Below are 23,617 nucleotides of genomic sequence, written 5' to 3' on the forward strand. Positions count from 1 at the left end.
CAAAAGTACTTCAACACTTTGAAAAGAGTGTTGACTTGTACTTTCTCCGAGCAAGCCAAAGAATGTTTTTCGAACTGAAGCAACTATCTTTCGGGTCGTAAACTCTCAACTTTGTCTGCAACGGAATGCACCATGAATAATTACCCGTATAAAAACTGGATGACGACTGCGCCCGCCATCGACGCCTTGACCCTCGGCGAAGTTCTCTGGCCTGGCGCACATAACGCCGGGCTGGATTACGACTTCTCGTATCCGGCCTATCTCCAACCCGCAAAAAACTGGTTCGTCTGCCAGGATGGCCCGTTCATTCAGCAACTGAGTGAAGGTGTGCGCGCCTTCGACTTGCGCCTGCATTCGGACGAACACTGGCTGGGCATCAAAAAGTTTCATACCTTTCACGGCCTGAAACTGTTCCGCGGGCGCTCCCTAAGTGAACTGATCAAGAGCCTGGAAGTGTTCCTCGATGAGCACCCGAGCGAATTCGTCGTCCTCGACATTCATGAACTCAAGGGGGTCGACAACAAGCCTTTTGATTATCAGGGCTTCCATCAGGTCATCATGAATCATCTGGCGCCGCGACTGATTCCCCGGAGCAACAGCCACTTGACGCTCGGGCAACTTAAACAAGTCGATTCACGGCAACGAGTGGTGTTGGCCAGTGAATGGCATCCCGACTTCAATTCGCCGCTGTACTGGCCGAATATCCGTCATGAATGGAGCGGCAGTGACATCACCTCTCCCGAGCAACTCAAGCAACACATCACGAAAACCCTGGCCAACCCGCCGCGATCCGGCACCTTGTGGTCATTGTCCGCCACCAGTTACGGCGAACTGGCCGGCGTCAAACGAATTACCAACGAGCTCGATCAATGGTTTGGCCCGGACTCGGGATGGGCGCCCAAGTGCAGCATCATCAATGCCGACTTCATCGGTGGCACGCCACTGATCGAGTATTGCCAGCAGATCAACCACGCCAAAGGTCTCAGGAAGGCCCGGGGCTGAGACGCTGGCACTGGCCGGAGCGTGCGTGCATGATGGACGTCAACATGACAACAGAATGCATCGGACATGACCCGGGCCACCCGAATCACTGATCCCTCCTACGAGTTGATGGACGACCATAACGGCCTGTCCATCATCTACCGCCAGCACGGTTTTCCCTGTCCGCTGGTGCGCTGGCATTTCCACAAGGAATACGAACTGCACCTGATCGTCGCCAGCTCCGGCAAAGTGTTCATTGGCGACTACATCGGCAACTTCTACCCGCAAACACTGTTCCTCACCGGGCCCAACCTGCCGCACAACTGGATCAGCCAGGTGGCCGAAGACGAGGTGGTGGAAAAGCGCGACATGCTGGTGAACTTCACCGACGAGTTGTTCGAAGGCGGGCATCTGGTGTTTGCCGAACTCAAAACCCTGACCCCCCTGCTGGAACGCGCGCAGTACGGTATCGAGTTTCGAGACAAGGACACGATCCGCCAGGCCATGACCCTGATGCAGCAGATTGCCGATACACGCGGCATTACCCGTCTCGGGCACTTTTTCATTCTGATGGAGCTGCTGGCGGCGACTGACGACTATCAATTGCTGTCCGGTGCCACCAACACGCAACTGGCCGACGAGCACAACATCGACCGCACCAACCGCGCGGTGGATTACATCTTCAGCCACTACGCCCGCGAGCTGACCCTGGAAGAAGTCGCCGAGCATCTGGGGATGAAGCCGACCTATTTCAGTCGTGTGTTCAAACAGGCCACCGGGCGCAACTTCATCGAATTCGTCAATCGTCTGCGCATCAGCAAGTCCTGCGAATTGTTGGCCGATGGCGACAAACCAGTAACCGACGTGTGCTTCGAATCGGGGTTCAACAACATTTCCAATTTCAATCGACGCTTCCAGCAACTCAAGGGCATGACGCCGTCGCACTATCGACGCCTCGCCGTGCAGCGCCTGACTGAACAAAACCTCGGCTGATACCACCGCCCCCTGCAGGAGTGAGCCTGCTCGCGAAAGCGCTGTATCAGTCAACTGATCGGCAAACTGACACAGCGCTTTCGCGAGCAAGCACGCTCCCACAAAAAGCATCCGACGCGATGAAACCTGTACTGATTCAATAGCCCCTCCCCGCTGAAAACCCCTTCCCTGCATTTACCGCAATAAACCCCAGTGCAAAAAAGTATTGATTCGAGTGCGACGGATGATTTGTCAGCCCGTCGATTGAGGGCTGTAATCAGTGCACATTCTTCCTGCACAGGAAGACACAAAAACAATAACTGTCCTTCTGCCTCCCAACGGACGCAGAAAAGGAGTGCACGATGCAACCCACTGCAAAAGCTCTGCTTGCCCTCACCTGCATGACCCTCAGCAGCGTCAGCCTTGGCGCCCAGACCCTGACCATCGCCACCGTCAACAACAGCGACATGATTCGCATGCAAAAGCTCTCGAAAACCTTCGAGGCCGAGCATCCGGAGATCAAGCTCAATTGGGTGGTGCTGGAAGAAAACGTCCTGCGCCAACGCCTGACCACCGACATCGCCACCCAGGGTGGGCAGTTCGATGTGTTGACCATCGGCATGTACGAAGCGGCACTCTGGGGCGCCAAGGGTTGGCTCGAACCGATGAAGGATCTGCCGGCCAGCTACGCCCTCGACGACGTATTCCCGTCGGTGCGTGAAGGCCTGTCGGTCAAGGGTTCGCTATACGCACTGCCGTTCTACGCCGAAAGCTCGATCACCTATTACCGCACCGACCTGTTCAAGGATGCCGGGCTGACCATGCCCGAGCGCCCGACCTGGGAACAGATCGCCGGCTTCGCCGAAAAACTCACCAACAAGGATAAAGAGCAGTACGGCATCTGCCTGCGCGGCAAGGCCGGCTGGGGCGAGAACATGGCGCTGATCACCACTGTCGCCAATGCTTATGGCGCGCGTTGGTTCGATGAAAAATGGCAGCCGGAATTCACCGGCCCGGAGTGGAAAAACGCGCTGAACTTCTACGTCGACACCATGAAGAAATCCGGCCCGCCGGGAGCCTCCAGTAACGGGTTCAACGAGAACCTGGCGCTGTTCAACAGCGGCAAGTGCGCAATCTGGGTGGACGCTTCCGTCGCTGGCTCGTTCGTCACTGACAAGACCCAAAGCAAGGTCGCCGATCACGTTGGCTTCACTTTCGCACCGCATCAGGTTACCGATAAGGGCTCGGCATGGCTGTATTCGTGGGCGCTGGCAATTCCGACCAGCTCCAAAGCCAAGGATGCCGCCAAGGCGTTCAGTGCCTGGGCCACCTCCAAGGAGTACGGTGAACTGGTGGCCAAGACCGATGGCATCGCCAACGTGCCACCGGGCACCCGCGCTTCGACTTACAGCGACGCTTACATGAGCGCCGCACCGTTCGCCAAGGTCACGCTGGAGTCGCTGAAAGCGGCGGATCCGAGCAAACCGACGTTGAAACCGGTGCCCTATATCGGCATTCAACTGGTGACCATTCCTGAATTCCAGGGCGTGGGCACCCAGGTCGGCAAACTGTTCTCGGCGGCGCTGATCGGCCAGACCACGGTGGACCAGGCCCTGGCCGCCGCGCAGCAAACTACCGAACGCGAGATGAAGCGCGCCGGTTATCCCAAGTAACCGCTGAACGACTTGCTCCTGCCTCCTGTGGGAGCGGGCTTGCTCGCGAAAGCGGTGGGTCAGTGTCATGTGTATTGACTGACACGGCGCCTTCGCGAGCAAGCCCGCTCCCACAAGGGATCTCCATAGGTCTGTATGACTCGGTTGTGATCACCATGAATACTTCAACTGCCAAAGCCCACCTCGACCTGTCGCAACCCCAGCGCAAAGTCCGCGTACGCAATCCCGGCTGGTTTCTGGTCAGCCCGTCGGTGGCCCTGTTGCTGCTGTGGATGATCGTGCCGCTGGGCATGACCATTTACTTCTCGATGATTCGCTACAACCTGCTCGATCCGGGGGTGAACGAATTCGTCGGGCTGGAGAACTTCACCTACTTCCTGACCGACTCCGGTTTCCTGCCCGGCGCTACCAATACCCTGTTGCTGGTGGGCAGCGTGCTGTTGATCAGCGTGGTGTTCGGGGTGTTGATCAGCGCCTTGCTTGAGGCCAGCGAATTTCTCGGACGCGGCATCGTGCGGGTGATGCTGATTTCGCCGTTCTTCATCATGCCCACCGTCGGTGCGCTGATCTGGAAGAACCTGATTTTCCATCCGGTGTCGGGAATCCTCGCCTACGTCTGGCGGCTGTTCGGCGCCGAGCCGGTGGACTGGCTGGCGCACTACCCGCTGCTGTCGATCATCATCATTGTCTCGTGGCAATGGCTGCCCTTCGCGATCCTGATCCTGATGACCGCCATGCAGTCCCTCGACCAGGAACAGAAAGAAGCTGCGCGCCTCGATGGCGCCGGTCCGGTGGCGATCTTCTGGCACCTGACCCTGCCACACCTGGCGCGGCCGATTGCGGTGGTGGTGATGATCGAAACGATCTTCCTGCTGTCGGTGTTCGCCGAGATCTTCACCACCACCAACGGCGGCCCCGGTTACGCCTCGACCAACCTCGCCTACCTGATCTACAACCAGGCGCTGGTGCAGTTCGACGTCGGCATGGCCTCGGCGGGCGGCTTGATTGCCGTGGTCATCGCCAACATCGCCGCGATCATTCTGGTGCGGATGATCGGCAAAAACCTGACTGACAAAGCCTGAGGCCTGCCATGACTCTTCAACAATCCCGCCGGCTGCAAAGCCTGCTGCTCGGCACCCTGGCCTGGGCCATCGCGATCGTGATTTTCTTCCCGATCTTCTGGATGGTGATGACCAGTTTCAAGACCGAAATCGACGCCTTCGCCACGCCGCCGCAGTTCATCTTCACGCCAACGCTGGAGAACTACCTGCACATCAACGAGCGCAGCGACTACTTAAGTTTTGCCTGGAACTCGGTGGTGATTTCCTTCAGTGCCACGGCGCTGTGCCTGCTGATCGCGGTGCCCGCCGCCTACTCGATGGCGTTCTACGAAACCCAGCGCACCAAGGGCACGCTGCTGTGGATGCTCTCGACCAAGATGCTGCCGCCGGTGGGCGTGCTGATGCCGATCTACCTGCTGGCCAAGAGTTTTGGCCTGCTCGATACACGCATCGCACTGATCGTGATCTACACCCTGATCAACCTGCCGATCGTGGTCTGGATGATTTACACCTACTTCAAGGACATCCCCAAGGACATCCTCGAAGCCGCGCGTCTGGACGGCGCCACCCTGTGGCAGGAAATGGTCCGCGTGCTGCTGCCGATTGCCAAGGGTGGGCTCGCTTCGACCGTACTGTTGTCGCTGATCCTGTGCTGGAACGAGGCCTTCTGGTCGCTGAACCTGACCTCGTCGAAAGCCGCGCCGCTGACGGCGCTGATCGCCTCGTATTCAAGCCCCGAAGGCTTGTTCTGGGCCAAGTTGTCGGCGGTCTCGACCCTGGCTTGTGCGCCGATCCTGATCTTCGGCTGGATCAGCCAGAAACAACTGGTGCGCGGTTTGTCGTTCGGCGCCGTGAAATGAATCTCGCTCATTCGACACTCTCCCCTGTGGGAGCGGGCTTGCTCGCGAAAGCGGAGTGTCATCCAACAATGATGGTGCCTGACACGGCCCCTTCGCGAGCAAGCCCGCTCCCACCAAAAACCTGCCCGGCGCTATTGAATTAACTTAAGCGGAGGCCCATCACCATGGCCAACCTGAAAATCAAGAATCTGCAAAAAGGCTTCGAAGGTTTTTCCATCATCAAGGGCATCGACCTTGAGGTGAATGACAAGGAGTTCGTGGTCTTCGTCGGCCCATCCGGCTGCGGCAAATCCACCCTGCTGCGGCTGATCGCCGGGCTGGAAGAAGTCAGTGGCGGCACCATCGAACTCGATGGCCGCGACATCACCGAAGTCAGTCCGGCCAAACGCGATCTGGCGATGGTGTTCCAGACCTACGCGCTGTACCCGCACATGACGGTGAAGAAGAACATGTCATTCGCCCTCGATCTGGCCGGTGTACCGAAAGCCGAAGTCGAGAAAAAGGTCGGTGAAGCGGCGCGCATTCTCGAACTCGGGCCGATGCTGGAGCGCAAGCCGAAACAACTGTCTGGCGGCCAGCGACAACGGGTCGCCATCGGCCGGGCCATCGTGCGCAACCCGAAGATCTTCCTGTTCGACGAACCGCTGTCCAACCTCGACGCGGCGCTGCGCGTGCAGATGCGTCTGGAGCTGCTGCGTCTGCACAAAGACCTGCAAGCCACGATGATCTACGTGACCCACGATCAGGTCGAAGCGATGACCATGGCCGACAAGGTCGTGGTGCTCAACGGCGGCAAAATCGAGCAGGTCGGCTCGCCGCTGGACCTCTATCACAACCCGGCCAACCTGTTCGTCGCCGGCTTTCTCGGCACGCCGAAAATGGGTTTCCTCAAGGGCAAAATCGCCCGTGTCGACAGCCAGACCTGCGAAGTCTCGCTGGATGCCGGCACGCGCATCACCCTGCCGTTCAACGCCGCCAACCTGAGCATCGGCAGCGCCGTGACCCTGGGCATTCGCCCGGAACATCTGGAACTGGCGCAACCGGGCGACTGCACCTTGCAGGTCACCGCCGACGTCAGTGAACGTCTGGGCAGCGACACCTTCTGCCACGTCACCACCAGCGCCGGCGAAGCCCTGACCATGCGCGTGCGCGGTGACCTGGCGAGCCGCTACGGCGAGCAACTGAACCTGCACCTGGACGCCAGCCATTGCCACCTGTTCGACGCCAATGGCGTGGCGCTGACCCGCCCGCTGCGTGCGGCGGCCTGAATTTCGAGACTTGCCCGATGAAACTGAATAAACAAAACCTGCATCGCCTCGCCCCCGAGGTGCAACTGCCGGCCTACAGCCTCAGCGACACCCGCGAGGGCATCGCACACATTGGCGTCGGCGGCTTTCACCGCGCGCATCAGGCGTACTACACCGATGCACTGATGAACACCGGTCAGGCGCTGGACTGGGCGATCTGCGGCGTCGGCCTGCGCGCCGAAGACCGCCGCGCCCGTGACGACCTCAAGGAACAGGACTACCTGTTCACCCTGTTCGAACTCGGTGACAGCGACGACACCGAGGTGCGGGTGATCGGCGCGATCCGCGACATGCTCCTCGCCGAAGATGGCGCGCAGGCGCTGATCGACAAACTCGCCGATCCGCAGATCCGCATTGTCTCGCTGACCATCACCGAAGGCGGCTACTGCATCGACGACAGCAACGGCGAATTCATGGCGCACCTGCCGCAGATCCAACACGATCTGACAAATCCGCAAACGCCGAAAACCGTGTTCGGTTTCCTCTGCGCGGCGCTGGAAAAGCGTCGTGGCGCAGGCACGCCGGCGTTCACTATCATGTCCTGCGATAACCTGCCGCATAACGGCGCGGTGACCCGCAAAGCGCTGCTGGCCTTCGCCACCCTGCGCGACGCAGGACTGTGCGACTGGATCGAGCAGAACGTCAGTTTCCCCAACGCCATGGTTGATCGCATCACGCCGATGACCAGCACCGCGCATCGCCTGCAACTGGCCGACAAACACGCGGTGGACGATGCCTGGCCAGTGGTCTGCGAGCCGTTTGTGCAATGGGTGCTGGAAGACAAATTCGTCAACGGTCGCCCGGCCTGGGAACAGGTCGGCGTGCAGTTCACCGATGACGTTTCGCCCTACGAAGAAATGAAGATCAAACTGCTTAACGGCAGCCACTTGGCGCTGACGTATCTGGGTTTTCTGAAGGGCTACCGCTTCGTTCACGAAACCATGAACGACCCGCTGTTCGTGCGCTATGTGCGTGCGTACATGGACCTCGATGTCACCCCACAACTGGCGCCGGTACCGGGCATCGATCTGACCGACTACAAAAATACGCTGGTCGCGCGCTTCTCCAATCAGGCAATTGCCGATCAGCTGGAGCGGGTGTGTTCGGATGGCTCGTCGAAGTTTCCCAAGTTCACCATTCCGACGATCAACCGATTGATTGCCGATGGTCAGGAAACCAGGCGTGCGGCGCTGGTGGTGGCGGCCTGGGCGCTGTATCTGAAGGGCGTCGACGAGAACGGCGATACCTATGCGATTCCTGATCCGCGGGCGGAATTTTGTCAGGGGCTGGTGGCGGATGATGCGCTGATTACCCAGCGGTTGCTGGCGGTCGAGGAGATCTTCGGCACGGCGATACCGCGTTCGGCGGAGTTTGTCGCGGCGTTCGAGTGGTGCTGCAACAGTTTGCGTGAGGTGGGTGTTTCGCGGACTTTGGAGCGGGTTTTGGCCTGAGTTCAGCGGTGAAACCACCGACGCCTTCGCGAGCAAGCCCGCTCCCACAGGGGAACCCGTTTCACAATGTGGGAGCGAGCTTGCTCGCGAATGGCAGCCTCACCTAGGCAGATCTGGAACCCTGAGGACCTCACTGTGACCACCCGACAACTCTTCCTCGGCATCGACTGCGGCACCCAGGGCACCAAGGCGATCATCCTCGATGCCGCCAACGGTCAGGTGCTCGGCGAAGGCGCCGCCACCCACACGATGATCAGCGGCGCCAACGGCCGGCGCGAGCAGGACACTCAACAGTGGCTGGACGCCTTCGCCCTCGCCACCCGCCGAGCCCTGCTCGCCGCCAATATCGACGGTCAGGCGATTCTCGGCATCGGCGTCTCCGGCCAGCAACACGGCCTGGTGCTGCTCGACGATCAGGGCCAGGTGTTGCGCCCGGCCAAACTGTGGTGCGACACCGAAACCACCGATGAAAATGACCGTCTGCTCAAGCACCTCGGCGGCGAAAAAGGCTCGCTGGAACGCCTCGGCGTGGTCATCGCGCCTGGCTATACCGTGTCGAAACTGCTCTGGACCAAAGAACAACACCCGGAGGTGTTCTCGCGTATCGCGCGCATTCTGCTGCCCCACGATTATCTGAATTACTGGCTCACCGGCCGCGCGTGCAGCGAATACGGCGACGCCTCCGGCACCGGCTATTTCAACGTGCGCAGCCGCCAGTGGGACTTGCAACTGCTGCGCGACATCGACGCCACGGGTCGCCTGCAAGCGGCGCTGCCGGAGCTGATCGACGCGCATCAGGCGGTCGGCACCTTGCTACCGGCGATTGCCGAACAGCTCGGCCTCAACCCGAATGCGCTGGTCGCCAGCGGCGGTGGCGACAACATGATGGGCGCCATCGGCACCGGCAACATTCAGCCGGGAGCGATCACCATGAGCCTCGGCTCCTCCGGCACGGTGTACGCCTACGCCGCAGCGCCGAAGGTCAGCGCGGATGCCTCGGTCGCCACGTTCTGTTCATCCAGCGGTGGCTGGCTGCCGCTGATCTGCACCATGAACCTGACCAATGCCACCGGCGCAATCCGCGAACTGTTCAACCTCGACCTGGAGCAATTCAATCAACTCGTGGCCCAGGCGCCGATCGGTGCCGAAGGCGTGAGCATGCTGCCGTTCCTCAACGGCGAACGCGTCCCCGCCCTGCCCCATGCCACCGGCAGCCTGCACGGCCTGACCCTGAGCAACCTGACCCAGGCCAACCTGTGTCGCGCCGTGGTCGAGGGCACCACCTTCGGTTTGCGTTATGGACTGGATCTGTTACGCCACAATGGTTTACAAAGCCGCAGCATTTGCCTGATCGGCGGCGGTTCGAAAAGCGCGGTGTGGCGGCAGATCGTCGCCGACATCATGAACACCCCGGTGATCTGCACCGAACACAGCGAAGCCGCAGCCCTCGGCGCGGCGATTCAGGCGGCGTGGTGCAAGTCATGGTCGAACGGCCACGAGGACACTTTGGCCGACCTGTGCCAGCGCTGCGTGAAGCTCGATCTGCACAGTGAAACCCTGCCGGTCGCCGCCCATGTCGCGGCGTTCCAGCAGGCCTATGAACGCTATCAACAGCATGTCGCAAACCTATAAAGAGCAAACAATTATGTATTTGGTGTGTGGCGAAGCCCTGTTCGATTTCTTCAGCGAAGACGATGCCAGCGGTCTGGCTTCGAAAGTGAATTTCAAGGCGATTGCCGGCGGCTCGCCGTTCAACGTCGCGGTCGGCTTGCGCCGTTTGGGCGTGGATTCGGCGCTGTTTGCCGGGCTGTCTACCGACTATCTCGGCCGACGTCTGCAGCAGGTGCTGCAGGATGAAGGTGTGCGTGCGGACTACCTGATCGACTTTGCCGCGCCAACCACGCTGGCGATGGTCGCGGTCGGTGCCAACGGTTCGCCGCATTACAGCTTTCGCGGCGAGGGCTGCGCTGATCGCCAATTAAGCCTCGCCCATCTGCCACAACTGGGCGCTGACGTCCGTGGTCTGCACATCGGCTCGTTCTCGCTGGTGGTGCAGCCGATCGCCGACACCTTGCTGACGCTGGTGCAACGTGAAAGCGACAAGCGGTTGATCACCCTCGACCCCAACGTGCGCCTCAACCCCGAGCCGAACATCGACCTGTGGCGCGAGCGGGTGGCGACCCTGGTGCAACTGGCCGACATGATCAAGGTCAGCGACGAAGACCTGAGCCTGCTGTACCCGGAACAGGATCCGCAGCGCGTCATCGAAGGCTGGCTGCAACATCGCTGCCAGTTGGTGTTCCTGACCCGTGGCGGCGAAGGCGCAACGGTATTCAGTCGCGCTCACGGCTCATGGTCGGTACCAGCGGTTTCAGTGAAAATCGCCGATACCGTCGGCGCCGGCGATACCTTTCAAGCGGCGCTGATCACCTGGTTGACTGAACAGGGGCTGGACTCGGTCGAAGGGGTTCAAGCGCTCAGCCGTGAGCAGATCGACACGATGCTCAGGTTTGCCGTACAGGCGGCCGCCCTGACCTGCAGCAAGACCGGTCCGGATTTGCCCTATCGTCACCAGTTGAGCTGAGCGCGTAGACTGTCGCCCTTTTTGCGCGCATGGGGATGACGGTTTGATTTCGGGGCGGACGGCGGGACTTTTGATACTGGCGGGATTACTCAGCGGCTGCGGCACCTCGCCACCGCGTTCGCCGGAAGACATCTGCGCAATCTTCCGCGAAAAAAGCGACTGGTACGACGCCGCGCAAGTCACGCAAAAGCGCTGGGGCGTACCGATCCAGGTGCCCTTCGCGATCATGTATCAGGAGTCCGGCTATCGCTACGACGCCAAGACGCCGCGCAAATACCTGCTGTGGGTGATCCCGTGGGGCCGGGTCACCACCGCGTCGGGCTACGCCCAGGCCAAGGATGAAGTCTGGTCCGACTACCAGAAAAGCACCGGCAGACATGGCGCCGATCGCGAAGACTTCGACGACGCCATCGACTTCGTCGGCTGGTACATGGACAAGACCACTTCGATCAACGGCGTGTACAAGTACGACGCCTATAACCAGTACCTGAACTACCACGAAGGCTGGGGCGGTTTCCGCAACAAGACCTACGCCAGCAAGGCCTGGCTGATGCCGACTGCACGCAAGGTGCAGGCGCGTTCCGATGTGTATGCGCGGCAGTATGCCGGGTGCAAGGACGATCTGAATCGCGGCTTCTGGAGCCGGTTCTGGCATTGGTTGTAGCCCGCCGAAAATCCCCTGTAGGAGCTGCCGCAGGCTGCGATCTTTTGATTTTGTTTTTTACAATCAAGATCAAAAGATCGCAGCCTGCGGCAGCTCCTACAGGGGGGAGGTTTAGAGGACGGAGAAGTTGTAACTCACAATCAACCGGGTCTCATCCACATCCCGCGCAAACTTTTCATAGTTGGTGCGGTAAGTCGCATTGCGCAGACGCAGGCTGACATCCTTGAACGTGCCCGTCTGGATCACGTACTTCAACTCGCTGTCGCGTTCCCACTCTTTGCCTTCCTGATCGCTGCCCGGGACTTTGATGTGGTCACCGTTCACATAACGGGTCAAGAAGCTCAGGCCGTTGATGCCGATCGCCTTGAAGTCATAGTCGTAACGCAGCTGCCAGGAACGTTCCTGCGCCGCGGCGAAGTCGTTGACCTGCACGTAGTTGACCAGATACGGGTTGCTGCCATCGAGGTACGGCATCGAGTTGTCGCCGTTCATGCGCTGCCAGCCGGCACTGAAGGTGTGGCCGCTGATGCCATAGGAAAGCATGCCGCTCAAGGCGCGGTTGTCGATCGAACCGGCACGCTCCGCACCGCTGTCGGCACTCTTGATCACGCGCAAATCGGCCTTCAGCACGCCGTCGCCCAACGGCTGATTGCCGAGCAAACCAATGAAGTGCTGACGGTAGATGTCTTCCAGTTCCGCGTAGTGATACTGCGCGGTCAGGCGATCGTTGATCTTGTAGTCGATGCCATACATGTCGAAATGATCGGCAGTGGTATTACAGGCGTAGCGCTTGTTCTTGCAGTGCACGCGGATGTCTTGCGAGTCGGTGGAATCCCGTGCGGTGTACTTGTCCAGACGCGCGGCCATGAAGGTCAGGTCCTTGACCTCTTTAGAGGTCAGCATGGCGCCGTTGAACAGGGTCGGCAGCAAGCGACCGTCGTTGTACTTGAGCAGCGGCAGATCCGGCAGCAACGCGCCGTACTTCAACACCGTGTCCGAGACCTTGACCTTGGCGGTCAGGCCCATTTTCGCGTACTGGCCCTTGGAGCCGCGCGGGTTGTCGCCGCTGGACGGCAGCAAGCCGCTGTTGCTGCGATCAGGGCTGGAATCGAGCTGCAAGCCGAGCATGCCCAGCGCATCGATACCGAAGCCCACCGTGCCCTCGGTGTAACCCGATTGCAGATTGAGAATAAAGCCTTGAGCCGACTCTTCACGCTTGGAAGCGCCCTGCTCGTTGGAGGTGTGCCCATCACGGAAATCGCGGTTGAAATACACCGTGCGCGATTCGATTTTCGCCGTGGTGTCTTCGAGAAAACCGCTGGCCTGAGCCTGCGCGGCAAAACCGGCGCACAGCACAACGGCGCCGAAGCCAAACGAGTGGCGCGGGGTGATGAGGGGAAATGGGGGACGCATGAAAAACTCCAACAGTACAGCGTTTGCGCCGGGGCGCAGTTAGCCAGAAAAATAGCTCCCGTCCCGGGTCAAAAACTGCCGGGAAGAAGTGGACACGCAGGGGTGAGCCGCAATGATGGCAGATGGCTTTTACGGGCTGAAGGCGACTTTAGTCTGAAACTGACTGGCTATTCTTTGGCCTGCGATTGGCTAAAACCGCCTGCTGATCAATGGCTCACGACTGCGAAGCCCCCGGTTTCATTGGGCCAAAAAGCCGATCTAAGGGTTTTCCCTATACGTCGCAGACCCCATCCCTACGGCATTTGCGCCTTGAACGGGGCGGTTTAATCCTCCATCATCCGTCACCTGCTTATTCAATGGACGGAATTCAAGGCATGCTGGACGCCAACGCTACCCACATTACCCTTACGCTCGAAGGCGCCTCCGCCGACCTGCAAGTGCTCAGCTTCACCGGTCGCGAAGCCCTCAACGAGCCTTTCCGTTTCGACCTCGAACTGGTCAGCGCCCGCCCCGACCTCAAACTTGAAGAGCTGCTGCACAAGCCCGGCGTCCTGACCTTCGGCGCCACCGGCGAAGGCAAAATCCACGGCCTGGTGTACCGCATCGAGCAAGGCGATTCCGGCAAGACGCTGACCCGTTACAGCATCAGCCTGGTGCCGCAACTGGCCTATTTGCGGCACAACCATGACCAGCAGATTTTCCAGAACCTCACGGTGCCGAAGATCATCGCCCAGGTGCTGGAAGATCGCGGCATCCTCGCCGACGCCTACAGCTTCCAACTCAACGCCGAGTACCCGCAACGCGATTACTGCGTGCAGTACGACGAGTCCGACCTGCATTTCATCCAGCGCCTGTGCGAAGAGGAAGGCATCCACTTCCACTTCCAGCACAGCAGTAGCGGGCACAAACTGGTGTTCGGCGACGATCAGACAGTGTTCCGCAAACTCAAGGCCGTGAGCTACCAGCAAGACTCCGGCATGAGCGCCGACAAACCGGTGATCAAACGCTTCAACCTGCGCCTGGAAACCCGCACCACGCGCGTCAGCCGCCGCGACTACGACTTCGAAAAACCGAAGATCCTGCCCGAAGGTGCAGTCAAATCCGAGTTCGCCCCGGATCTTGAGGACTACGATTACCCCGGCCGCTTCACCACCCGCGAGCGCGGCAAATTCCTCTCGACCCGCGCCCTTGAACGCCATCGCAGCGACTACAAACTCGCCGAAGGCAAAGGTGACGAACCGACCCTGACCAGCGGCCACTTCCTGACCCTGGCCGAACACCCGCGCGCTGAATGGAACGACTTGTGGCTGCTGCTGGAAGTCTTCCACGAAGGCAAACAACCGCAAGTGCTCGGTGAAAACGTCACCAGCGACGTCACCGACAACAAAAGCGATTTCCACCAGGGCTACCGCAACAGCTTCCTCGCCACCCCGTGGGACGCGCACTACCGCCCTGCCCTCGAACACCCGAAACCAAAAGTCCTCGGCAGCCAGACCGCGGTCGTCACCGGCCCGGCCGGCGAAGAAATCCACTGCGACCAGTACGGCCGCATCAAAGTCCAGTTCCACTGGGACCGCGACGGCCAGTCCGACGACAAAACCACCTGCTGGCTACGCGTCGCCAGCGGCTGGGCCGGCGCGGCCTACGGCGGCATCGCCATCCCGCGCATCGGCATGGAAGTCCTCGTCACCTTCCTCGAAGGCGACCCCGACCAGCCACTCGTCACCGGCTGCCTGTACCACAAGGAAAACGTCGTCCCCTACGACCTGCCGGCAAACAAGACCCGCAGCACCTTCAAAACCCTCAGCTCACCGGGTGGCAAGGGCTACAACGAGTTTCGTATTGAAGACAAAAAGGGTGTGGAGCAGATCTATATCCATGCGCAGCGGGATTGGGACGAGAACATCGAGCACGACCAGAAGATCCGTGTGGGCAATGAGCGGCATGACACGGTTGAGGCCAACACCTACAGCGAATTCAAAGTCGAAGAGCACCGCATCACCCATTTGAATCGCGTCAGTGAAATGCGCGCAGATGATCACCTGACCGTCGCAGTCACCCAGCACCTCAATGTAGGCACAGCGCAATTCGTCGAAGCCGGCAGCGAAATCCATTACTACGCCGGCCAGAAAGTCGTCGTCGAAGGCGCAATGGAACTGACCGCCAAAGCGGGCGGCAGCTTCGTCAAGGTCGACGCCGGTGGCGTGACCATCAGCGGCGCCGAGGTGAAGGTCAATACCGGCGGTGCACCGGGTGTAGGTACGCCGGCCGCGCCGTTGCTGCCGGGGCCGATGAAGGTGGCGGATGCGGATAAGGCGGGCAAAGTGCTCATCCCGCTGCCCAAACGCCTCAACGAGTCCGGTATCACGCCGTTGTGCGGCAAACAAAGCAACGGCGCTTGCAGCCGTAAGGATTGCACATGCATGTAAAAGCACTGAGCGCCCTCCTCGAAGCGCCACGCTACGCCTTCGAGGGTTTGCCGAAAGAGAGCTCCGACCTTAGCCTATGTTTCATCATTGATCGCGCCCGTCAGCCAGAGGCCATGAGCCGCCTCTACCGTGTCGGCGAACCTGTCGACACTCAAGGCCTGTTCCTCAACACCGACTTCGCCGAAATCGCCGCTGACGGCCCTCTATGGCTGGTCGCACCGTGGGGCAGTCGCCTCGCTGCAGAAGCGGCAAGTCTCTGCGAAGAGAACTTCGCCGGCATCGCCCTCACCACAGCAGATCCAGCCAAGGCACTGGCACACGCCCGCTGGCTCCTGCGTGCCAACGATGGCTCCGGCGGTCAAAGCCTGTTGAGTTATCACAAGCCAAGTCTGTGGGCCGCGCTGGCCTACACCGCCGTTGAAAGTTCACATCAGCTCTTCGGCCCTTGGCAGCACGTGTACAGCCCGGCGCCGGTCCACTTCGGGCGCAATCGCGGTCGCTGGCTCAGTTGGCGAGCCCTTTCGGAACTTGAATGGCTGGGCGACGTCTCAGCGTTCAACCTGCCACCAGCAGCGCCAAAGGTTCAGGAGCATCTGGGATGGGTTTACTGGGCAGACGAGCAATACGCTGCCTACGGTGAACCTACCGACGAACAACTGCCCAACCTCGTGGAAAACCTCAATGTGCTGGTTGCCCACAACATTTACGAAGGTCGTCATTTACTGAAACTGGGCCAAATCACCAACGGCCCGCTGCTCGAAACGCAGCCACAGGCAATGGCCATCCTGCAATCAAGGGAAGAGTCGTTCATCAAAGTGCAGCAGTTGCAGAAACTCGCTAACAGCGCTGCTTGATGAGCCCGTCCGTAAAGAATGAATGGAAGCGAAATGGAACAGAACATCGGCGCAGCAACTAACACCGAGTCAGCACCCACAACAGCAGTAGTCGCTGATGAAGCTTGTGCAAAACCGCCTCGGGATATCGGTGAACAGCCCGAAGCGCCGGAAGATACACCAGGCGATCACGACAAAGTGAAAACGCCCTGCTCCACCGTCTATGGCAGCGCAATTTACGACACTGAGAATGAATCATTCTGGCTGCTGCCGGAGCGGACTAACTCGGCACTAAAAGAAGCTTCCAGCGATCTGGAACAAAAAGTCAGCTCAACCAAATCACCCGAAGAGCGCAAAAAAGGGCTCTACGAATCAGGTCTCCTGGAGTACTTCCTTGAGCCCAAGCTGGCAAACTTTCTTGAGGGCGAAGAGAAGTCCCGGATGCTGGAGATCGAAGCTCAACATCCCAACATAAGCAATTTGGACGCGGCGCTGCTTGAAGCTCAACAGAGCAGGAAAGCCGCAGCACCAGAAGCAGCACCACCTGCGACGCCCCTCACGCGCCTCGAACAGGATCAGATTAAAAGAACCGAAATGATGACCGCCCGTGACGATGCTACTCGCGTGCACGGCATGTACAGTGAATGGCAAAAGCTCAAGCGCACCGCCATTGCCGCAGCCAAAGAAAAAGGCTACGCGTACGAAAGCGGCAGCCTTTATGCGCCGAAAGCCATCGCCGCACGTGAAGCCGTTCAAAAATATCTGAAAGCACGAGAGGCGTTGTTAGAAGACAAGGATCTCACCACGTTAACGTCGGCAGAACTCGCCCCGATGCTCGCTCAGGACAAAAAGCGAATAGATGAGATCGCGATGTGCGGCACCAATAATCAATTGATGCTGTGTACATATGTGCGGGACCAGGAAATCAAACGCAAGGAAAGGAAAGCGACCTATAGCGCTTATCTGGACGCCATCACCGATGTTGCCCAATACGGAATCGCATTGCCCGAGTTTGCATTGATCCCCGAGGGTGGAGCAGTCGAGGGTGGCGTCGACTTGTTCAAGCAGTATCTGGCGCTAGAGAAAGAGCAAAAAGAGGTCAATGAACGCCTCAGTGCCAAGTACAAAGGCTGGATTGAAGCCAGTGGACGACAAGCCAAGGCGCCCACCAACCTTGTGACCAATGAACGTGCCGCCTGGGACCGGCTGCAGGCGTCAAAAGAAAAGCTACGGCTCCAGGCTGAGAACAACGTGGAAACGGCGACTGTTCGCCGTCATCTGTTGTGGGAGCCAGAACAATTTCAGGCGAGACCCGAAGAGCGTTTGATCAAGAATGGCTTCCCGCTGGCTGAGATGAGCATGGCGGACAGCCTCAACAAGCCGCTCACCTATCTCAGCATGTATTCGCTGCCACGACTCAAACAGACCGTAAAGGATGACTGGAAGAAAGTAGGCGCCAAGGTCAAAGATCTGGCGAAGCGTCCGGGCAATAGCGATGGAAAAGCAGCGACCGACTCTGAGCTGAGCTTGTTCGGACAGTGGCTGAAAGACGAAGGTGCGTTGAGGATCAAGGATCAGGAAAGCGACTGGTTCTCCTCAGAAGGCTGGTTCGAGATCGAAAAATTCAACGCCTACCTTGAAAGCAAGAAGTACAAGGTCACGGCGCTGGAGAATGCTGGTACACGTAAAGAATGGGGGGATCGATTGCAGCAAGTGTTGTTCAAGGACAACGTACGCAAGACCTTCCGCATTTTCGATATCACTCCGCAGGCACAGCTGGTTCGTTGCCTGATGCCTTCCACCACGAAGATCATCCACTCGTCGACAAAAGTAGAGGGGCCAGATTGGACACTGGCCGAAGGGTTCCAGGCCTCGGCCAAGGCGACTTTTGCCGTTGACCTTGCAAGGGGTGAAGTCGAACTCTTTAAAGTCGACTTGCCAGACCGTGCCAACGCTAAAGATATCGTCATCACCTACCGAAACGCCGAAGACATACAGCAGAAGATGAACCTCGGACGGTTCTCGCTCTATCTAGGCGCGAAGGCTTGGGGCTACGCCGGAGCATCGTTGCTGCTTTCTTCGGAAATTGCATTGGATGTCAGCAACGCTGGCTTCCATTTAGCTCCTCCCGAACCGGTTGTGCGCAACCCCGATAAGCGCAGCTACGCAAGAACTGAGAAAAGTGGCCAAATTAAAAAAGCTCCAGAAACTCTACAGATACAGGATGGCGCAAAAGCCGCATTCAATCTATTCGCTGGTCTGCAAACCGGGATCATGGTCACCGGAGCGCTGAACTGGGCTCCACCTTCCGAAGTAGCCTTGCTAACCAAAGCCCCCGTTGCTGGTAAAGCCGCAGGAATGAAAGCCAGCGAATGGTTTAGCCTTGCGCGCTTGACCGTGGAACTCAATGCAGCAGCCGGCCTCGGTGCGAGGGCTGAAGCGAGTATTTCCCTGCACGAGGGCCGTCTGATTCTGGTACTCAAGGCCGCATTGATAGCCGGCCCGGGCGTTGGAGGCTCCTTCAAATTCGAGGTGGGCTACGACGCCGTCACTGAACTGCTTAACATGTTCCGTAGAGAACTTTATAAAAACAAACAGAATCCGTACTTTGTTATTGAAGATAAAACCTACGCGTACCTTTCGAAATTAAATACTCTGGCCATTGGTGGCTTTGATATCCGGATGATTTACCTCATGGGTGCTGATGCGGTAATGACGCTTTATGAAAGCTTGACTGCAACGGGCAAAGGCGGCGCGATAGCACAAACCATCATGTCTTATGAGAATCAACTCGAACTGGAGGAGTGGTGCATAAATGCTATTCCCGGGGCGTTAGGACCTCTTCTTTTAACTCTGATCAGCCCTCCAAGTGATTTTTCTGTGACCATCTCCAGACCCACAGGGAAAACAGCAGAAAAAGACGACACGATTAAATACAGCGACGAAGAATCAAAACTACTCCAACAGCAAGCCATTGAGAAAATTTTGTCTTGGATTCTTAAGCGTGCACAGAAAGACAATACCATTGATAAAGCACAAAGTCAGTTTGAAGACATATGCATGTCGATGAACAAGTTCGGGATAAAACCAGCAAACGCAGGTCAGTTGTATTGCGAGAGCAGGCTTGCCCTTGACAACTTTATGGCAGACCCTGTTCTCCGCCTAAAAAATCGCACCGGTGATGACATGCGCGCCGATTATTTGTCCCATGTAAAAATTCTAGGTGCGAAAAAAGATGGGCAATGCCAAAGATCCCAGTATTTTGGTAGAACTTACATGCCGTCTGGCACAGCCAAATTTATAGACCCAAAAGCATAACACTTGAGAAAAAAACATGCGCCTCATAGTATTATTTTCAGCCATGCTATTACTCGCCGGCGCCAACCAAGCAAGCGCCGAACTGAATCCTGAGCAGTTGCACGCAAAGCGACAAGGAATAATTCTTTACAATCAACTTAAAGCTGTTTCTGCGTCTCCTCTACTGAGAATAGCGGCAGAGGCTGGAGACCATGAGGCACAATATTATCTAGCTGAGTCATTACGGCAAAAAAATACCTACATGAATCCTGAAGCTAAAAAGTGGTATGAAATGGCAGCTGACCAAGGGGATCTTTATGCAATGATCCAGCTTGGGCGAGTAAAAAATGATCTATGTAAATTATCAGACGACTGCCCTGCCACAGAAAAAAAACCATCAGACTGGTTGAATCAAGCATCAAGCATCGCTCAGCCTAAGGCAGAAGATGAAAATGCAGAAGCCATGTACATAATGTATGAATTAACGCTCGATACAACTTGGCTAGAAAAAGCAGCCGCAAAAAACCACCAAATCTCACAGTACTTATTAGCTAAGAGCTACAATCAGGGAGACGGTTTTTTCCTTCCATGGAAACGCTCGGAAGCGGTTGAAAAATTATTCAAAGCTTCAGCTGAGAGTGGGTACCCGCCCTCCATGATGGAATACGGAGCCCTTCTTTATGAAAAAGGTGACATTGAAGGTTTCCGTCATTGGAATGAGCAAGCAGCTTTAGCAAGCTACGCCACAACAGTTTATGGTTACGGTTCTGATCTTGCTCATGAGCCAGACACGTATGGATTCCCATTCGATGTCGTTAAAGGTTATGCCCTCGTTTACACCTTGAAGGAGCTAGACGGCGGTGGAGGTTTACAAGAAAGAGTGGAGAGTAAGTTACCGAAAATTGAAGCAAAGATGACAGCTGAGCAAATTGCAGAAGGTAAAAAATTTGCAAAAGAATGGAAGGCGACTCACGCACCACTTTCGTTCTACCCGGACAAACTAAGTCGTTGAAAACCAAGCTTAGCATTATCTCTTTTCTGGCGAGTTGAACTGATAGAATCCATGAAGTATTTGGCCATTTCCCTGCTATTCATGCTTTCTTCTCACGCGGAAGCCCAACTGGACGCACAGCAGAAAATCGCTAAAAACGAAGGCATTATACTCTATAACCAATATAAGGCCACTTCAGCCATTTCCTTTTTGACAATCGCAGCAGAGGCTGGCGACGCAGAAGCCCAATATTATTTAGGTGAAGCCCTCCGAGCGAAAAATCATTACATGAATATAGCTGCCAGAAAATGGTACGAGGCGTCTTCAGGTCAAAACTATCTTTATGCCATGGTTCAGTTAGGGCGTATCGAACACGACCTATGCGATATATCCAACGAATGTCCCGCTTCACAGAAAGCACCTATAGATTGGTTAAACCAAGCAAAACAATTAGCCCAACAAAAAGCAAATGCTGGCGACGCAGAAGCGATGTACATAATGTATGAAATCACTTTAGATGATACTTGGCTAGAACGATCTGCAACTTCAGGAAATGCTCTTGCACAATACTGGCTTGCCACTTCACTTAAGCAAGGTGAGGGATTTTTGCTACCATGAAAGCGAAGTGAGGCAGTTGAAAAAAGGTACAAACTTTCAGCTGAAGGCGGCAACCCTAGATCAATGATGGAGTTGGCTGCTCTTCTTTTTGAGAAGGGAGATATTGAAGGCTTCCGACATTGGAATGAGCAAGCTGCAGTATCAGGTTACGCAGAGTCCATATATGGATACGGTTCATATTTAGCTCACGAGCCCGATACCTATGGCTTCCCGTATGATCCTGTAAAGGGATACTCGCTTATTTTTTCTCTAAGTAGCTTGGATGGCGGGGGCGGTATGCAGGAAAATGTTAAATACAAGCTTCCCCTCATTGCTTCCAAGTTGACTCCTTCGCAAATATTAGAAGCTAAAGAGCAATCAGAAAAATGGATATCCATGCACCCTCCCCTGTCCTTCTTCCCTGACAAACTAAGCCGTTAGCTTGTTTTATTCGAATTCAAGGGCACGAGAATCATACAAACGGGAGAGTAGATGGCGTGAGGTTCGCCCAACGCGACCATACTCCCGTTCGCATTCAAGGCATCAAACCGGCGCCTTCCAATCCAGCATCTGCTGCTGCGCCACCTGCAGCAAATCATTGCCATCCTGCGCCAGCAGGTACAGCGCATGGGTAATGTGTGGAATGTCCTGAACATCGCCATGCCGGAAGCACATGCAGTGCAGGGTTTCGAGCAGGTCGCTGCAGGCGCGGATGCGCTGGACGGCGGACTCGAGGATGTCTTGGGGGTTGGCTTGGGTGTCGATGACCATTGGCGCGCTGTCGGTGACGCCGCTGTTGAGCGGGTGATAACGGCTTGGGAGCGGATTTGGTGTAAGCATATTGATTACTCGATTGTTTCGAAAGTAACCCGCCAGCATCGTGACCAAACGATGGGAGGCGGACCGTGTACAGGCTTGGTCAACCGAGAACAATCAACTCAGCTCGCCCGAAGGCGTCCTGCACACGGCCACCACAGCAATGCACTACACGGTCAAAGAACTCCGCAGTGCAAATGATGGCACATATGCAATCGATTATTCTCAGGTGACCAAACCCGAATCGCTGATTTTGCAGCGACGCCAAACCATAACCGCACCGTTCCCGTCGCCGGAAGCAGACAAAGCATCCATCCTTGTAGGAATCGGCCCCGCATCCCCGAGAAATCATCCCTCTGCCAGACAGCCGGCGTTCAGCCAGGTTAACCATCGCTTAACGCCGCAGTCCAAGACTGTACTGAACCGCACACCTCAGCCCCTGGCTGACGCCGAGTGCGGCAGGTTCGGCCGTATGGCGCCGAACGCTTATTCCGTCGCACGGGAGTCCGATTCATGAACATTCGCACGCTGCTGCTCACCTCCGCCCTCGCCTGCACCGCATTCGCCGGGGTGGCTCAGGCCAATGACACCACCGCCACAACCAAGCCTGTCCCCTATCAGTACGGCATGCCGTTGCATGTGAACAAAGTGATCTCCATGACCGAGCAACCCACTCGTCAGTGCAAAGTCGTTACTGCTGACATGAAGTACGTCGACAATGCCGGGAAGCCTGAGGAAATTACCTACCGGAAAATGTCCGACGCGTGCAGTGACCAGAACTGACAGAAGGCTCTGATTTGCGGGGTTGCGGTAGGCGCTGGAGGGTTCGCGGGTTATGCTCGGGGCCCCTCCTCACTGCCGCAAGGACTCGCCATGCAGTTGTCGTTTCGCACGTTGTCGATCATCACGTCTTTGTTGTGTTTCGTGCTGGCGCTTGCCTGGGGCTTTTTCCCGCAGGTGTTGCTGGCGATCTGGAGCATTGAGTATTCGAGCGCTGCCGGGTTTGTTGCGCGGCGCAGTGCGGTGCTGTTTGCGGCGTTGGGGGTGATGTTTTATCTGGTGCGCAGCGCGCCGCCGTCGCTGGGGCGCAATGCCCTGAGTAACGGGTTTATCGTCGGTTGTTTTGGTTTGGCGGTACTGGGTTTTGGCGAATGGCTCAACGGCCACGCCGGCCCCGGGATTCTGCTCGCGGTGCTGGTCGAGTTCGCGCTGGGCCTAGGCTTTGTGCAGGCCCGGCGCGTGACGGTCGAACTGGGTGAAACGGTGAGTTAAACGGCTCTGGATCGCGGACTGTAATGGTGTGGCGTGGATTGCTGCGCCAGGTCCGAGCGCAGGCCGGCAATCAACTCATTGATCTCACGGCAGCCATTGAGATGGCTGGCATCGATTCCGCTGACGTGCAGATCAACCTGGTCAGTCTGGTGGTCGCCGAAGACCTTGACGGTCATCGACAGGTCTGGCGACAGCGTGCACTGGCAGCGTTTAGGCAGAAAACTGCTTTCAATGATATTGCGTAGTTCCAAGGCAGACAGAAACATGGTGAACCTCTCCTTATTGATGAAACTGCCAATCAACTCTTCACGTTGACCGCTTTTGCTGCCCCTGCACGGGTGTGTCCCCGCTGATTCCCTGGTGCGGCAAACGGTTGTACTGCGAAATGCCCATTGGAGTGTAGGCGCCCGAAGCCG

Annotated in this window: 21 protein-coding genes; 18 read left to right on the forward strand and 3 right to left on the reverse strand. The window is 57.3% G+C overall.

The window, feature by feature from the left end; translation table 11 throughout:
- Positions 1-132 precede the first annotated feature (132 nt).
- The 10 genes from V9L13_RS07580 (at position 133) to V9L13_RS07625 (ending at position 11,553) form a co-directional block, all read left to right on the forward strand.
- Positions 133-1,002 carry a phospholipase gene (locus V9L13_RS07580; protein ID WP_338802067.1) on the forward strand — a complete coding sequence of 290 codons (870 nt, stop codon included), beginning with the start codon at positions 133-135 and terminating at the stop codon, positions 1,000-1,002.
- Positions 1,003-1,068: 66 nt separating this feature from the next.
- A complete protein-coding gene (locus tag V9L13_RS07585; protein ID WP_338802068.1) occupies positions 1,069-1,974 on the forward strand; it encodes an AraC family transcriptional regulator in 906 nt (301 codons plus the stop codon).
- Between the two features lie 341 nt (positions 1,975-2,315).
- Complete coding sequence (locus V9L13_RS07590; protein ID WP_338802069.1) at positions 2,316-3,626, forward strand: sugar ABC transporter substrate-binding protein; 1,311 nt, start codon at positions 2,316-2,318, stop codon at positions 3,624-3,626.
- 155 nt (positions 3,627-3,781) lie between these two features.
- Positions 3,782-4,708 carry a sugar ABC transporter permease gene (locus V9L13_RS07595; RefSeq protein WP_003225141.1) on the forward strand — a complete coding sequence of 309 codons (927 nt, stop codon included), beginning with the start codon at positions 3,782-3,784 and terminating at the stop codon, positions 4,706-4,708.
- Between the two features lie 8 nt (positions 4,709-4,716).
- Positions 4,717-5,547 (forward strand): carbohydrate ABC transporter permease, encoded by an 831-nt coding sequence (locus V9L13_RS07600; RefSeq protein WP_338802070.1) that lies wholly within the window; start codon positions 4,717-4,719, stop codon positions 5,545-5,547.
- A gap of 164 nt (positions 5,548-5,711) precedes the next feature.
- On the forward strand, positions 5,712-6,815 hold the full coding sequence (gene ugpC / locus V9L13_RS07605; protein WP_226499263.1) for a sn-glycerol-3-phosphate ABC transporter ATP-binding protein UgpC: 1,104 nt from the start codon (positions 5,712-5,714) through the stop codon (positions 6,813-6,815).
- Between the two features lie 17 nt (positions 6,816-6,832).
- On the forward strand, positions 6,833-8,305 hold the full coding sequence (locus V9L13_RS07610) for a mannitol dehydrogenase family protein (protein ID WP_338802071.1): 1,473 nt from the start codon (positions 6,833-6,835) through the stop codon (positions 8,303-8,305).
- Positions 8,306-8,440: 135 nt separating this feature from the next.
- A complete protein-coding gene (xylB, locus tag V9L13_RS07615; RefSeq protein WP_338802072.1) occupies positions 8,441-9,937 on the forward strand; it encodes a xylulokinase in 1,497 nt (498 codons plus the stop codon).
- Between the two features lie 13 nt (positions 9,938-9,950).
- Positions 9,951-10,889, forward strand: a complete 939-nt coding sequence (locus V9L13_RS07620) for a carbohydrate kinase (RefSeq protein WP_338802073.1) — start codon at positions 9,951-9,953, stop codon at positions 10,887-10,889.
- 43 nt (positions 10,890-10,932) lie between these two features.
- Positions 10,933-11,553 (forward strand): hypothetical protein, encoded by a 621-nt coding sequence (locus V9L13_RS07625; RefSeq protein ID WP_003225153.1) that lies wholly within the window; start codon positions 10,933-10,935, stop codon positions 11,551-11,553.
- A gap of 111 nt (positions 11,554-11,664) precedes the next feature.
- On the opposite strand, the gene V9L13_RS07630 is transcribed toward V9L13_RS07625, so the two are convergent.
- The gene (locus V9L13_RS07630; protein WP_338802074.1) at positions 11,665-12,966 is read right to left on the reverse strand and encodes an OprD family porin; all 1,302 of its coding nucleotides are present in this window, start codon (positions 12,964-12,966) and stop codon (positions 11,665-11,667) included.
- Between the two features lie 374 nt (positions 12,967-13,340).
- Here V9L13_RS07630 and V9L13_RS07635 point away from each other — a divergent pair, with 374 nt between their 5' ends.
- From V9L13_RS07635 to V9L13_RS07660, 6 genes are all read left to right on the forward strand, one after another.
- Entirely contained in the window at positions 13,341-15,395 is a 2,055-nt protein-coding gene (locus V9L13_RS07635; protein WP_338802075.1) for a type VI secretion system tip protein VgrG, read from the forward strand.
- Positions 15,386-16,249: a DUF4123 domain-containing protein gene (locus V9L13_RS07640; RefSeq protein ID WP_003225158.1), complete on the forward strand. Its 864-nt coding sequence runs from the start codon at positions 15,386-15,388 to the stop codon at positions 16,247-16,249. Before V9L13_RS07635 ends, V9L13_RS07640 begins: the two co-directional genes overlap by 10 nt.
- A 33-nt stretch (positions 16,250-16,282) precedes the next feature.
- The gene (locus V9L13_RS07645) at positions 16,283-19,546 is read left to right on the forward strand and encodes a hypothetical protein (RefSeq protein ID WP_338802076.1); all 3,264 of its coding nucleotides are present in this window, start codon (positions 16,283-16,285) and stop codon (positions 19,544-19,546) included.
- Positions 19,547-19,562: 16 nt separating this feature from the next.
- Positions 19,563-20,537 (forward strand): sel1 repeat family protein, encoded by a 975-nt coding sequence (locus tag V9L13_RS07650; RefSeq protein WP_338802077.1) that lies wholly within the window; start codon positions 19,563-19,565, stop codon positions 20,535-20,537.
- A gap of 51 nt (positions 20,538-20,588) precedes the next feature.
- Positions 20,589-21,134: a hypothetical protein gene (locus V9L13_RS07655; RefSeq protein ID WP_338802078.1), complete on the forward strand. Its 546-nt coding sequence runs from the start codon at positions 20,589-20,591 to the stop codon at positions 21,132-21,134.
- Between the two features lie 66 nt (positions 21,135-21,200).
- On the forward strand, positions 21,201-21,554 hold the full coding sequence (locus V9L13_RS07660) for a hypothetical protein (protein ID WP_338802079.1): 354 nt from the start codon (positions 21,201-21,203) through the stop codon (positions 21,552-21,554).
- 102 nt (positions 21,555-21,656) lie between these two features.
- On the opposite strand, the gene V9L13_RS07665 is transcribed toward V9L13_RS07660, so the two are convergent.
- Positions 21,657-21,953, reverse strand: coding sequence for a hypothetical protein (locus V9L13_RS07665; RefSeq protein WP_166495844.1), 297 nt, complete (start codon positions 21,951-21,953; stop codon positions 21,657-21,659).
- Positions 21,954-22,442: 489 nt separating this feature from the next.
- On the opposite strand from V9L13_RS07665, the gene V9L13_RS07670 reads away from it, so the two are divergent.
- Together V9L13_RS07670 and V9L13_RS07675 are read left to right on the forward strand one after the other, a co-directional pair.
- A complete protein-coding gene (locus tag V9L13_RS07670; protein ID WP_338802080.1) occupies positions 22,443-22,712 on the forward strand; it encodes a DUF2790 domain-containing protein in 270 nt (89 codons plus the stop codon).
- Between the two features lie 90 nt (positions 22,713-22,802).
- Entirely contained in the window at positions 22,803-23,201 is a 399-nt protein-coding gene (locus V9L13_RS07675) for a hypothetical protein (RefSeq protein WP_338802081.1), read from the forward strand.
- Here the strand turns inward: V9L13_RS07675 and V9L13_RS07680 are convergent.
- A complete protein-coding gene (locus V9L13_RS07680; RefSeq protein ID WP_108589489.1) occupies positions 23,198-23,467 on the reverse strand; it encodes a DUF1652 domain-containing protein in 270 nt (89 codons plus the stop codon). The two genes, V9L13_RS07675 and V9L13_RS07680, sit on opposite strands and share 4 nt — an antisense overlap.
- Positions 23,468-23,617 lie beyond the last annotated feature (150 nt).

This window comes from Pseudomonas sp. RSB 5.4, assembly GCF_037126175.1.
GTDB lineage: Bacteria > Pseudomonadota > Gammaproteobacteria > Pseudomonadales > Pseudomonadaceae > Aquipseudomonas > Aquipseudomonas fluorescens_H.